The organism is Kitasatospora sp. NPDC094028, assembly GCF_049543595.1.
Taxonomy (GTDB): domain Bacteria; phylum Actinomycetota; class Actinomycetes; order Streptomycetales; family Streptomycetaceae; genus Kitasatospora.
Map to the genome: position 1 here is coordinate 1 of NZ_JBMVFA010000064.1, position 14,964 is coordinate 14,964.

The 14,964-nt window shown below is 74.2% G+C and carries 1 protein-coding gene; it reads left to right on the forward strand.

Annotated features, from left to right (window positions below; translation table 11 throughout):
• Positions 1 to 14,964, forward strand: a 14,964-nt coding sequence (locus ACPC54_RS41150; protein ID WP_498972748.1) for an SDR family NAD(P)-dependent oxidoreductase, incomplete at both ends; no start/stop codon positions are given.

A 14,964-nucleotide genomic window follows, 5' to 3' on the forward strand; every position in this document is an offset into this window, starting at 1 on the left:
CTGGACGCCCTGGCGGTCCACCGCCGCTCGCTCGGCCTGCCCGCCGTCTCCCTCGCCTGGGGGCCCTGGTCGGACGTGGCCGGCATGACCGGCACACTCACCGACGCCGAGGCCGAGCGCATCGCCCGGCTCGGCCTTCCGGCCATCGCTCCGGATCAGGGCGTCGCGCTCTTCGACGCGGCGCTCGCCACCGGGCACCCGGCCGTCCTGCCGGTCCGCCTCGACCTGGCGGCGATGGCCGCGCACGGTGAGGTGCCCGCCCTGCTGCGCGGCTTGGTGCGGGGCCGCGTGCGACGCGCCGTTGTCGCCGGTTCGGCCGTGTCGGCGGGCCTGGCGCAGCGACTGTCCGGCCTCGGCGGCGACGAGCGGCGTGCGGCCGTCCTGGACCTGGTGCGCGACCAGATCGCGCTCGTGCTGGGTCACGACGCCAGCTCGGCGGTCGATCCGTCGAAGGCGTTCCAGGACCTCGGCTTCGACTCGCTGACGGCGGTCGAGCTGCGGAACCGGCTGCGGTCGGTGACCGGTCTCCCGCTCCCCGCCACCGTCGTGTTCGACTACCCGACGGCGAACGCGCTGGCCGGCTTCCTGCTGGAGGGGTTGTTCGGCACCGAGAGCGTCGTCCACGTCCCCGAGGCGCTGCCGTCGCAGACGGACGACCCGATCGTGATCGTCGGCATGGCCTGCCGCTACCCGGGCGGCGTCGAGTCGCCCGAGGACCTGTGGCGGCTGGTGGCCGACGGCGTGGACGCGGTCTCCGGCTTCCCGACGAACCGCGGCTGGGACGTCGAGACCCTCTACAACCCGGACCGGGAGCACATCGGGACGTCCTACACGCGCTCCGGCGGATTCCTTTACGACGCCGGGGATTTCGACCACGAGTTCTTCGGCATGAGCCCGCGCGAGGCGCTGGCGACGGACGCGCAGCAGCGGCTGCTGCTGGAGACGTCGTGGGAAGCGTTCGAGCGCGCGGGCATCGATCCGGTGGCGCTGCGCGGCAGCCGGACCGGAGTGTTCGCGGGCGTGATGTACGCGGACTATGCGAGCCTGCTGGGCGGCGGCGAGTTCGAGGGCTACCAGGGCAGCGGCAGCGCGGGCAGCGTGGCCTCGGGCCGCGTTTCGTACGCGTTGGGCCTGGAGGGCCCGGCGGTGACGGTCGACACGGCCTGCTCGTCCTCGCTGGTGGCCATGCACCTGGCGGCGCAGGCGCTGCGCAGCGGTGAGTGCTCGCTGGCCCTGGCCGGTGGCGTCACCGTGATGTCGACGCCGAACACCTTCGTCGAGTTCTCGCGGCAGGGCGGTCTGTCGGCCGACGGCCGGTGCCGTTCGTTCGCGGACGCGGCGGATGGCGTGGGCTGGGGCGAGGGCGTCGGTGTCGTGGTGCTGGAGCGTCTGTCGGACGCTCGTCGGAACGGGCACCGGGTGCTGGCGGTCCTGCGGGGAAGCGCGGTGAACCAGGACGGTGCGTCGAACGGGCTGACGGCGCCGAACGGTCCGTCGCAGCAGCGCGTGATCCGCCAGGCGCTGGCCAGCGCCGGGCTGTCGACCGCCGACGTCGACGCCGTCGAGGCCCACGGCACCGGAACGACGCTCGGCGACCCGATCGAGGCACAGGCGCTGCTCGCGACCTACGGGCAGGACCGTGAACTGCCGCTGCTGCTGGGTTCGATCAAGTCGAACATCGGGCACGCGCAGGCGGCGGCCGGTGTCGCGGGCATGATCAAGATGGTGCTGGCGATGCAGCACGGTGTGCTGCCGCGCACGCTGCATGTGGACGCGCCTTCGTCGCACGTCGACTGGACGGCCGGCGCAGTGGAGTTGCTCATCGAGCGCACGGACTGGCCGGCCGCCGGCCATCCGCGCCGGGCGGGCGTGTCGTCCTTCGGGATCAGCGGCACCAACGCCCACGTGATCCTGGAGCAGGCCGAACCCGAGGCCGCCCCGGACGTCACGCCCGCGATAGGCTCGACGCCCTGGGTGGTATCCGCCAAGTCCGAGGCGGCGCTGGACGCCCAGGTCGCGCGACTCGCGGATCTCGCAGAACTCCCCGCCGCCGATGTGGCGTTCACCCTGGTCGGACGGTCGCTCTTCCCGTACCGCGCGGTCCTCGTGGACGGGGTCGAGCTCGCCCGTGGCACGGCCACGGAAGGCAAGTGCGCCTTCCTCTTCTCCGGCCAGGGCTCGCAACGCCTGGCCATGGGCGAGGAGTTGCACGCCCGCTTCCCGGTGTTCGCCGACGCCTTCGACGCCGTCTGCGCGGCGCTGGACGGGCACCTCGACCAGCCCCTCCGCAGCGTTGTGTGGGGCTCGGACGCGGAGCTGCTGAACCGGACCGCGTACGCCCAGGCTGGGCTGTTCGCCGTCGAGGTGGCGCTCTTCCGCCTCGTCGAGTCCCTGGGTGTCCGCGCCGAGTTCGTGGCGGGACACTCGATCGGTGAGGTCGCGGCTGCGCACGTCGCCGGGGTGTTCGGCCTGGCCGATGCCTGTGCCCTGGTCGCCGCTCGTGGCCGTCTGATGCAGGCGCTACCGGCGGGCGGTGCGATGCTCGCCGTCCAGGCGACGGAGGACGAAGTCCTGCCGCTGCTGGGTGACTTCGTGTCGATCGCCGCCGTCAACGGCCCGCGCTCGGTCGTCGTCTCGGGCAGGGAGGAGGCCGTCGCCGTCATCGAGGCTCACTTCGCCGACCGCAGGACGAACCGCCTGCGGGTCTCGCACGCCTTCCACTCGCCGCTGATGGACCCGATGCTGGAGGACTTCCGTTCGGTTCTTGACGAGCTGACCTTCAACGCCCCCTCGATCCCGCTGGTCTCCAACGTGACCGGCGCCCTGGACGGGGACTTCACGACCTCCGAGTACTGGGTGCGCCACGTCCGGGAGGCCGTCCGCTTCGCCGACTGCCTCCGCACCCTCCACGAAGCCGGCGTCCGCCGCTACGTCGAACTCGGCCCCGACGCCGTCCTCGCCGCCCTCGCCACCGACGCCCTGCCCGACGGCGAGGCCGAAGCCGTCCCGGCGCTGCGCCGCAACCGGGCAGAGGAGCGGACCTTCGTCGACGCCCTTGCCCGACTCCACGTCCACGGCGCCACGGTCGACTGGGCCGCCCTGTTCGCCGGCAGCGGCGCCCGCCGGATCGACGTGCCGACCTACGCCTTCCAGCGCACCCGCTTCTGGCCCGCGCCGCTCGTCGTGCGTGGCGGCGACGTCCGCTCCGCTGGGCTCGGCGCCACCACGCACCCGATGCTCGGTGCGGCGGTCGAACTGGCCGGTGAGGACGGGCTGGTGCTCACCGGGCGTCTGTCGACGGCCACGTTCCCCTGGCTGGCCGACCACGTCGTCCAGGGCACGGTCCTGCTCCCCGGGGCCGGCCTGCTCGAACTCGCGCTGCGTGCCGCCGCCGAGGTGGGCTGCGACCAGGTGGAGGAATTGACCCTGGCGGCACCGCTGGTGCTGCCCGACCAGGGCGCGCTCCAGCTCCAGCTCCGCGTGGAAGCGCCGGACACCACCGGGCGCCGCGAGCTCACGATCCACTCCCGGCCGGAGGGTGACCCGGACGCCGGGTGGGTGCAGCACGCGGCCGGTTCGCTGGCCGCCTCGGAAGCCGTCGAGGCGGAGTCGTTCGATGTCTGGCCGCCGGCCGATGCCGAGCAACTGCCGGTGGAGGGCGCGTACGAGCGCATGGCGGAGTCCGGGTTCGGCTACGGCCATGCCTTCCAGGGCCTGCGCGCGGCCTGGCGGCGCGGGAACGAGCTGTTCGCGGACGTCGAGCTCCCCGAGGACGTCAAGGCCGACGGCTTCGGCGTGCACCCGGCGCTCCTCGACGCGGCCATGCACGTCGCCATCGTGGACGCCGCGAGCGACGACACCGTGGTCCCGGTCGCGTGGACGGGCGCGGCGCTGCGTGCCGTCGGCGCGTCGGCGGTGCGGGTGCGCTTGGTCCGGCTCGACGGTGGCGGGCTGCGGCTCGACCTCGCCGACCCGGCCGGCGGGCCGGTGCTGACGGTGGCCTCCGTGAAGGGCCGGCCTGTCTCGGCGGAGCAGCTGGCCTCGGCCGACCCGCTCTACGCGGTCGAGTGGTCGGAGCTGCCGACCACCCAGAGCGTGGGCACGGAATGGACGGCCTGGGACGCCCTGCCCGCCGAGGGCGCGGCGCCCGAGACCGTCGTCCTGGACTGTGGTGCTTTCGCGACTGCCTGCGATGTCCCGGCAGCCGTGCGCGAGGTGACGGGGCACGTGCTGCGTACGGCGCAGGCGTGGCTGGCGGAGGAGCGGTTCGCGGCGTCGCGTCTGGTGGTGGTGACGCGGGGTGCGGTGGCGGTGCGTGAGGGTGAGTCGGTGGATCTGGCGCAGGCTCCGGTGTGGGGTCTGGTGCGGGCGGCGCAGGCGGAGAACCCGGGGCGCTTCGTCCTGCTGGACACGGACGGGGAGGTGATCGTCACCGCCGAGCCGGAGTCGGCCGTGCGTGCCGAAGCCGTCTACGTTCCGAGGTTGGTGCGGCTGTCGCAGCCGGAGGGTCCGCTGCCGGTGGGCGCGGACGACACGGTGTTGATCACCGGTGGCACGGGCGGTCTGGGCGCGGTCGTGGCGCGGTACCTGGTCGGCGAGTGCGGTGTGCGGAGCCTGGTGCTGACGAGCCGTCGCGGTCTGGAGGCGCCGGGAGCGGTGGAGCTGGTGGCGGAGCTGTCCGCCCTCGGGGCTGTCGCCGACGTGCGTGCGTGTGACATGGCGGACCGCGACGCGGTCGCGGCGCTCATCGAGGCGATCCCTGGCCTGTCGGCCGTGATCCACGCCGCCGGTGTCGGTGACAACGGCCTGATCGGCGCACTGACCCCTGCCCGGATGGATGCGGTCCTGGCACCGAAGGCCGACGGCGCCTGGTACCTGCACGAGCTGACGAGTCAGCTCGACCTGACGGCGTTCGTGCTCTTCTCCTCCGCCGGTGGTCTGGTCCTGACCGCCGGCCAGGGCAACTATGCGGCGGCGAACGTCTTCCTCGACGCCCTCGCCGCTCACCGCCGCGCCGCCGGCCTGCCCGCCACCTCGATGGCCTACGGCCTCTGGGACGTCGGCACCGGCCTCGGGCGTGACCTCGCGGACGTCGACCGGGCGCGGATGGCCACCCAGGGCGTTCCCGTCCTCGACCACGCGACCGGCCTCGCCCTCTTCGCCACCGCTCTGCGGAGCGACCGCGCGGCCGTCGTCCCGATCCGGGTCGACGCCGCCGCCCTGCGCGCCCGCACCGACGAGGTCCCCGCGCTCCTGCGCGCCCTCACCGCACCGCGCAGGCGCGCCGAGCTGCCCACGAGTGGCCGTGCGGCCGAGGCCGGCCTGGCCAAGCGCCTCGCCGGGCTGAGCGAGAGCGAGGGCCGGCGCCTGGCGCTGGAGCTCGTGCGCACGGAGGTCGCCGCCGCTCTCGGCCACGTCTCCGCCGAGGCGATCGCGCCCGAGCGCGCGTTCCAGGAGCTCGGTTTCGACTCCCTCGCCGCGACCGACCTGCGCAACCGCCTGAACAAGCGCACGGGCCTGCGCCTGCCCGCCACGCTCGCCTTCGACTTCCCCAACGCGCGGGCCGTCGCGGAGCACCTCCTCGACCTGGCCGGCGCGGGCACGGAGCCGACCCCGGCAGTCGGCGCCGGGACCCGCCCGCACAGTGCCGACGAACCGATCGCGATCGTCGGCATGGCCTGCCGCTACCCCGGCGGCGCGAGCACGCCCGAGGAACTGTGGCGGCTGCTGGCGGACGGCGTCGACACCGTCACCGGACTGCCGACCGACCGCGGCTGGGACATCGAGCACCTCTACGACCCCGAGCCCGGCAAGGAGGGCCACAGCTACACCCGCCACGGCAGCTTCCTGCACGATGCCGGCGACTTCGACCCCGGCTTCTTCGGGATCTCCCCGCGCGAGGCCCTCTACATGGACCCGCAGCAGCGGCTCCTCCTGGAGACCTCGTGGGAGGCGCTGGAGCGGGCGGGCATCGACCCGCTGTCCCTGCGCGGCAGCCGGACCGGCGTCTTCGCGGGCGTCATGTACCACGACTACGCGCTCAACACGAACCCCTCGGGCACCAGCGGCGGCAGCGTCGTCTCCGGCCGGGTGTCCTACACGCTGGGCCTGGAGGGCCCGGCGGTGACCGTCGACACGGCCTGCTCCTCCTCGCTCGTCGCCCTGCACCTGGCGGTCCAGGCGCTGCGCAGCGGCGAGTGCTCGCTGGCCCTCGCGGGCGGCGCGACGGTGATGTCGACGCCGGGCATGTTCATCGAGTTCTCGCGGCAGCGGGGGCTGTCCGCGGACGGCCGGTGCAAGGCGTTCGCGGGCGCGGCGGACGGCGTCGGCTGGTCGGAGGGCGTCGGCGTGCTGCTCGTCGAGCGGTTGTCCGACGCGGAGCGGAACGGCCACCGGGTGCTCGCGGTGGTCCGCGGCACGGCCGTCAACCAGGACGGCGCGAGCAACGGCTTCTCGGCGCCGAACGGGCCGTCCCAGCAGCGGGTGATCCGCCGGGCACTGGCGAGCGCCGGGTTGTCCCCGGCGGATGTGGACGCCGTCGAGGCCCATGGGACGGGGACGACGCTGGGTGACCCGATCGAGGCGCAGGCGCTGCTCGCGACCTACGGCCAGGACCGCGAACTCCCGCTGCTGCTGGGTTCGATCAAGTCGAACATCGGGCACGCGCAGGCGGCGGCCGGTGTGGCCGGCGTGATCAAGATGGTGCTGGCGATGCAGCACGGCGTGCTGCCGAAGTCGCTGCACATCGACCGACCCTCGCCGCACGTCGACTGGACGGCAGGCGCGGTCGAGCTGCTGGCCGAGGCCCGGGACTGGCCGTCGGCCGGCCGTCCGCGCCGTGCGGGCGTGTCCGCCTTCGGGATCAGCGGGACCAACGCGCACGTGATCGTGGAGCAGGGCCCCGAGTCCGTCACCGAACCCGCCGCTGGTGGGCGGGAGTTGGGCACGCTGCCGTGGCTGCTCGCCGCGGCGACGCCGGAGGCCCTGCGGGTGCAGGCCGAGCGGCTCGCGACCTTCGTCGGCGAGCGGCCGGAGCTCGATGCGCTGGACGTCGCCCACTCGCTCGTCGCGACGCGGCCGGCGCTGGAGCACCGCGCGGTGCTGCTCGGCGCGGACCGGGAGGAGCTGCTGGCCGGGCTGGACGCGCTGAGCCGGGGCGAACTCGTCCCCGGCGCGGCCACCTCGTCCGCCCGGGCGGGTGGGGCGACGGCGTTCCTGTTCTCCGGGCAGGGCTCGCAACGGCTCGGCATGGGGCGGGAGTTGTACGCCCGGTTCCCGGTGTTCGCTCGGGCCTTCGACGAGGTGTGCGGGGTGCTGGAGCTGCCGCTTCGGGATGCCGTCTGGGGCGAGGACGCGGAGCTGCTGAACCAGACGTCGTACGCCCAGTCCGGGTTGTTCGCCGTCGAGGTGGCGCTCTACCGGCTCGTCGAATCGCTGGGCGTGCGGCCGGAGTTCGTGGCCGGGCACTCGATCGGTGAGGTTGCCGCGGCGCACGTCGCCGGGGTGTTCAGCCTCGCGGACGCCTGCGCCTTGGTGGCTGCTCGCGGCCGTCTGATGCAGGCTCTCCCGTCCGGCGGCGCGATGCTCGCGGTGCAGGCGACGGAGGAGGAAGTACTGCCGCTGCTGGGTGAGTTCGTCTCGACAGCAGCTGTGAACGGCCCGACGTCGGTCGTGGTCTCGGGGACGGAGGAGGCCGTCGCGGCGATCGAGGCGCACTTCGCCGACCGTCGGACGACCCGCCTTCGCGTGTCGCACGCGTTCCATTCGCCGCTGATGGACCCGATGCTGGAGGACTTCCGCGAGGTCCTCAACGGGCTGAGCTACCACGCGCCGTCGATCCCGTTGGTCTCCAACCTGACCGGCGCACTGGTTGACGGCCTGACATCGCCCGACTACTGGGTGCGCCACGTCCGTGAGGCCGTCCGCTTCGCCGACGGCGTCCGCACCCTCCACGAAGCCGGCGTCCGTCGCTACCTCGAACTCGGCCCCGACACCGTCCTGTCCGGCCTGGTGCAGGGCGTCCTCGACGACCAGACGGCCGCCGGCACGTGCGTCGTGCCCGCCCTGCGCGCGGACCGGGACGAGGAGACGAGCCTGGTCGGCGCGCTCGGCCGGCTGCACGCGGCCGGCGCCGAGGTGGACTGGTCCGTCCTCTTCGCCGGCACCGGAGCCCGGACGGTGGAACTGCCCACCTACGCGTTCCAGCACCGCCGGTTCTGGCTCGACGCGACGACCCCGCTCGGCGACCTGGGCGCGGTCGGCGTGGGCGCCTTCGCGCACCCGCTGCTCGGCGCGGCCGTCGACCTGCCTCCCACGGACGGGTTCCTCCTCACCGGCCGGGTTTCGCTGGACTCGCACCCGTGGCTGGCCGACCACCAGGTCCTGGACACCGTCCTGGTCCCGGGCGCGGCGCTGGTCGAGCTCGCGCTGCGGGCCGCGGCCGAGGTCGGCTGCGAACTGGTGGAGGAACTGACCCTGGCCGCACCGCTGGTGCTGCCCGAGCGGGGGGCCGTCCACCTGCACGTGCGGGTCGGTGGCTCGGACGCCTCGGACCGGCGCGCGGTCACCATCCACTCCCGGCCGGACGGGGACCCGGACGCCGGGTGGGTCCAGCACGCGGCCGGTTCGCTGGCCGCTTCCGGAGCCCCCGAGGCGGGATCGTTCGACGCAGCCGTCTGGCCACCGGTCGGCGCGGAGCCGCTGCCGGTCGACGGCGCGTACGAGCGGATGGCCGAGGCGGGGTTCCGCTACGGCCCGGTGTTCCAGGGCCTGCGCGCGGCCTGGCGGCGCGGAGACGAGCTGTTCGCCGAGGTCGTGCTGCCGGAGGGCGTCGAGGCCGGCGGCTTCGGCGTGCACCCGGCTCTCCTTGACGCGGCCATGCACGCCGCGATCCTGGCCGGTGGCGAGCGGGAGACCGTGATCCCCTTCGCGTGGACCGGCGTGACCCTGTCCGCCGTCGGCGCCTCCGCGGTGCGGGTGCGGATCGTCCGGCTCGGCGACGGCGGACTGCGGCTCGACCTCGCCGACTCGGCGGGCGGTCCGGTGCTGGCCGTGGCCTCGATGGTGGGCCGGGCGGTGTCGGCGGAGCAACTGGGCTCGGTCGACCCGCTCTACGCGGTCGAATGGTCGGAGCTGTCGAACGGCCCTGCCACAGAGAGCTCCTGGGCTCGGTGGGAGGACGTGTCGAACTCCGAGGAGTCGACGCCCGACGTGGTCGTCCTCGACTGCGGTGCGTTCGCTGCCCCTGAGGATGTCCCGAGCGGTGTCCGCGTGAGCGTCCACGCCGTGCTGGAAGTCCTCCAGACCTGGCTGGCGGAGGAGCGGTTCGCGGCGTCGCGTCTGGTGGTGGTGACGCGGGGTGCGGTGGCGGTGCGTGAGGGTGAGTCGGTGGATCTGGCGCAGGCTCCGGTGTGGGGTCTGGTGCGGGCGGCGCAGGCGGAGAACCCGGGGCGCTTCGTCCTGCTGGACACGGACGGGGAGGTGATCGTCACCGCCGAGCCGGAGTCGGCGGTCCGTTCGCAGTCCGTCTACGTTCCGAGGTTGGTGCGGCTGCCGCAGCCGGAGGGTCCGCTGCCGGTGGGCGCGGACGACACGGTGTTGATCACCGGTGGCACGGGCGGTCTGGGCGCGGTCGTGGCGCGGTACCTGGTCGGCGAGTGCGGTGTGCGGAGACTGGTGCTGACGAGCCGTCGCGGTCTGGAGGCGCCGGGAGCGGTGGAGCTGGTGGCGGAGCTGTCCGCCCTCGGGGCTGTCGCCGACGTGCGTGCGTGTGACATGGCGGACCGCGAGGCTGTGGCCGCTCTGATCGAGGCGATCCCTGGTCTGTCGGCCGTGATCCACGCTGCCGGTGTCGGTGACAACGGCCTGGTCGGCGCGCTGACCCCTGCCCGGATGGATGCGGTTCTGGCGCCGAAGGCCGACGGTGCCTGGTACCTGCACGAGCTGACGAGTCAGCTCGACCTGACGGCGTTCGTGCTCTTCTCCTCCGCCGGTGGTCTGGTCCTGACCGCCGGCCAGGGCAACTACGCGGCCGCGAACGTCTTCCTCGACGCCCTCGCCGCTCACCGCCACGCGGCCGGCCTGCCCGCCACCTCGATGGCCTACGGCCTCTGGGACGTCGGCGCCGGCCTCGGCGAGCACCTCCTGGAGCTCAATCGCAACCGCATGGCCGCCCAGGGTGTCCCGCCGCTCTCCCACGAGGCCGGTCTGGCGCTGTTCGCCGCCGGTCTGCGCAGCGAGCGTGCGGCCGTCGTCCCGATCCGGGTCGACGCGGCCGCCCTGCGCGCCCGCACCGACGAGGTCCCCGCGCTGCTGCGCGCCCTCGTCCCGGCCGCCCGCCGCACGGCGGCCCACGCTCCGGCGCCGGCCGCGCCGGCCGAGGGTCTCGCCGCCCGGCTCGCCGGGCTGACGGAGGCGGAGCAGCGGCGGACGGTCCTCGACCTCGTCCGGGCCCGGGTGGCGGGGCTGCTCGGCCACGAGTCGGGCGACGCGATCGAGCCGGACCGCGCGTTCCAGGAGCTCGGCTTCGACTCCCTCGCCGCGACCGACCTGCGCAACCAGCTCAACACCCTCACCGGTCTGCGCCTGCCCGCGACCCTCGCCTTCGACCACCCGAACGCCGAGGCCGTGACGGACCTCATCGTCGCCGAACTGGGCGTGCGGACCGCTGCCGCCGGCGGCGAGGCGTCCCGGGCCGAGGCCGACCTGCGCGCCGCGCTGCAGTCGATCCCGACCCGCCGCCTGCGCGACGCGGGGCTGGTCGACGCCCTGCTCGACCTGGCCGACGACCGGGTCCGTTCCATCGACGCCGAGACGGACGTTCCGGCGGCGACGGAGGTCCGCCACGACCCGATCGCGATCGTCGGCATGGCCTGCCGCTACCCGGGCGGGGTGACCACGCCCGAGCAGCTCTGGCAGCTGGTGACGTCCGGCGCGGACACGATCTCCCCGTTCCCCGCCGACCGCGGCTGGGACCTCCCGACGCTCCGCACCGAGGACTCGTACGACACCCGCGTAGGCGGATTCCTCGACGGCGCCGCCGAGTTCGACCCCGGCTTCTTCGGGATCTCCCCGCGCGAGGCCCTCGCCATGGACCCGCAGCAGCGGCTCACGCTGGAGCTCTCCTGGGAGGCCCTGGAGCGGGCCGGCATCGACCCGACCGGCCTGCGCGGCACCCGCACGGGCGTCTTCACCGGCGTGATGTACCACGACTACCCGGGCAGCGACGGCAACGGCAGTGTCGTGGCCGGCCGTGTCTCGTACAAGCTCGGCCTGGAAGGCCCGGCCGTCGCCGTGGACACCGCCTGCTCGTCCTCCCTGGTCGCCCTGCACCTGGCCGCCCAGGCGCTGCGCCAGGGCGACTGCTCGCTCGCGATCACCGGCGGCGTGACGGTGATGGCCACGCCGGGGGTGTTCGCCGAGTTCGGCCGCCAGGGCGCGCTCGCCCCGGACGGGCGGTGCAAGTCGTTCGCGACCGCCGCCGACGGCACGGGTTTCGCCGAGGGCGCGGGCTTCCTGGTCGTCGAGCGGTTGTCGGACGCGCTGCGCAACGGGCACCCGGTGCTCGCGCTCGTGCGCGGCAGCGCGGTGAACCAGGACGGTGCGTCGAACGGGCTGACGGCGCCGAACGGACCGTCGCAGCAGCGGGTGATCCGGCAGGCGCTCGCCAACGCCCGCCTCGGGGCCGATCAGGTCGACGTGGTCGAGGCGCACGGCACGGGCACGACGCTGGGCGACCCGATCGAGGCCCAGGCGCTGCTCGCGACGTACGGGCAGGACCGTGAACTGCCGCTGCTGCTGGGTTCGATCAAGTCGAACATCGGGCACACCCAGGCCGCGGCCGGTGTCGCCGGCGTGATCAAGATGGTGCTCGCGATGCACAACGGCGAGCTGCCGGCGACGCTGCACGTGGACGAGCCGAGCGCGAACGTGGACTGGTCGGAGGGGGCCGTCCGGCTCCTGACCGAGCCCCGGCCGTGGGTTGCGGGCGACCGTCCGCGGCGCGCCGGTGTCTCGTCCTTCGGGATCAGCGGCACCAATGCTCACGTGATCATCGAGGAGGCCCCGACAACGGCCCTGTCCACGGGGTCGCCTGAGGTCGAGCCCGCTGTCGTGCCGTGGCTGCTGTCCGCCGCGACTCCGGAGGCCCTTCGCGCGCAGGCCGAGCGGCTGCTCGCAGCCGTCGCCGACGATGCCCGGCCGGTGGACGTCGCGTACTCGCTGGCGACGACCCGCGCCGCGCTCGAACACCGTGCGGCCGTGGTCGGCGACGGGACCGGGCAACTCCTGGCCGGTCTGCGGGCGGTGGCGGACGGCGAGGCGCCGACCGGCGTCGCGACGAGCGGCCGGACGGCCTTCCTCTTCTCGGGTCAGGGCTCGCAACGGCTCGGGATGGGACGGGAGTTGTACGGCCGGTTCCCGGTGTTCGCCCGGGCCTTCGACGAGGTGTTCGAGGCTCTGGAGCTTCCGGTTCGGGACGTCGTGTGGGGGTCGGACGAGGAACTTCTGAACCAGACCGGGTATGCCCAGGCGGGCCTGTTCGCGGTTGAGGTGGCGCTGTTCCGGTTGGTCGAATCCTTGGGCGTGCGGCCGGAGTTCGTGGCCGGGCACTCGATCGGTGAGGTCGTCGCGGCGTACGTGGCCGGGGTGTTCGGTCTGGCCGACGCTTGCGCCCTGGTGGCTGCTCGCGGTCGGCTGATGCAGGCGCTGCCGGCGGGTGGTGCGATGCTGGCGGTGCAGGCGACGGAGGAGGAAGTCCTGCCGCTGCTCGGCGAGTTCGTGTCGATCGCCGCCGTCAACGGCCCGCGCTCGGTCGTCGTCTCGGGGGCGGAGGAGGCCGTCTCGGAGATCGAGGCGCACTTCGCCGACCGCAAGACGAACCGGCTGCGGGTCTCGCACGCGTTCCACTCGCCGCTGATGGACCCGATGCTGGAGGACTTCCGTTCCGTTCTCGACGGCCTGAGCTACAGCGCGCCGTCGATCCCGGTGATCTCCAACCTGACCGGCGCGCCGGCCGAGGACCTCACCACCCCCGACTACTGGGTGCGTCACGCCCGTGAGGCCGTCCGTTTCGCCGACGGCATCCGGACCCTCCACGACGCCGGCGTCCGCCGCTTCCTCGAACTCGGCCCCGACGCCGTCCTCACCGCGCTCACCGTGAGCGCGCTGCCAGACGGCGCGGCCGACGCGCTCCCGGCGCTGCGCCGCGGACGCGACGAGGAGCGGACCGTCGTCGAGGCGCTGGCGCACCTGCACGTGCTCGGCGTCCCGGTGGACTGGTCCGCCTTCCACACCGGGACGGGCGCCCGCCGGGTCGCTCTGCCGACGTACGCCTTCCAGCACCGCCGCTTCTGGACGGACGCCTCGGCGTTCTTCCCGACGGCCGAGTCCGCCGGGCTCCGGAGCGCCGACCACCCGCTGCTCACCGGCTCGCTCGAACTGGCCGGTACCGCGGGGCTGGTGTTCACCGGCCGGCTGTCGGCCCGGTCGCACGGGTGGCTAGCGGACCACGTCGTCATGGGTTCCGTCCTGGTGCCGGGCACGGCGCTGGTGGAGCTGGCCGTGCGCGCCGGTGACGAGGCCGGCTGCGACCTGGTCGAGGAGCTGACCATGGCCGCACCGCTGGTCCTGCCCGAGGACGGCTCCGTCCGGATCCAGGTGCGTCTGGCCGAGCCGGACGACACCGGGCGCCGTGCGGTCGGCATCCACTCCACGGCGGACACCGGCCCGGAGCCGGTCTGGACCCTGCACGCGAGCGGCGTGCTGGGCTCGGGCGCGGTGCCCGTGGCGTTCGAGGCGGCCGTGTGGCCGCCGGCCGGTGCCGAGGTGGTCGATGCGGCCGGGCTGTACGAGGGCCTGGCGGAGGCCGGGTTCGGGTACGGCCCGGCGTTCCAGGGCCTCCGGGCCGTCTGGCGGCGCGGGGACGAACTCTTCGCGGAGGTCGCCCTGCCCGAGGGCACCGAGGGCACCGGCTTCGGTCTGCACCCCGCGCTGTTCGATGCCTGCCTCCACGGCTTCGCCCTGGCGGGCTCCGGCGAGGGCGGCGGCGTGCCGTTCGCGTGGGAGAAGGTGGCGCTGCACGCCTCCGGCGCGTCGGCGGTGCGGGTGCGCCTGACGCGGTCGGCCTCCGGTGAGCTGGCGCTTGCCGTGGCCGACACCGACGGCAGGCCGGTGGCCTCGGTCGGGGCGCTGACGGTGCGCCCGATCGCCGCCGAGCAGCTTGCGGCCCGGAGGAGGGTCGGCCGGGACGAGCTCTTCCGGATGGACTGGGTACCGGTGAGGGTCTCCGACGTGCCGGAGTTCGCGGCGGTCGAGTCGCCGGCGGACGTCCCGCCGGACGTCCCGCCGGTGGTCGTGATCGAGACGGCCGCCGATGAGGTGCACGCGCGTACGGCGCAGGCGCTGGGGCTTGTGCAGGCCTGGCTGGCGGAGGAGCGGTTCGCGGCCTCGCGTTTGGTGTTCGTGACGCGCGGCGTGGTGGCGGGCGAGGACCTGTCCGGCGCGGCGCTGTGGGGTCTGGTGCGGTCGGCGATGTCGGAGGAGCCGGGCCGGTTCGGGCTGGTGGATCTGGCGGGGGACGAGGAGCTGCCGCCCGCCGCCCTGGGTCTGGACGAGCCGCAGTTGCTCGTCCGTGAGGGTGAGATCCTTGCGGCCCGGCTCGTTCGGACGGAACCGACGCCCGAAGCGGTGGCGTGGCCGAGCGAGGGCACGGTTCTGATCACGGGCGGCACGGGCGGCCTCGGCCGTCTGGTCGCCCGGCACCTCGCGGCCGAGCATGGTGTGCGCAGCCTGCTGCTGGTGAGCCGTCGCGGCGCGGACGCCGAGGGCGTCGAGACGCTGGTCGCCGAGCTGGCGGAACTCGGCGCGGAGACGACCGTCGAGGCCTGTGACGTGGCCGACGAGGCCGCCGTGGCAGACCTGTTCGCCCGCCACGGGATTCGCGCGGTCGTCCACACCGCCGGTGTG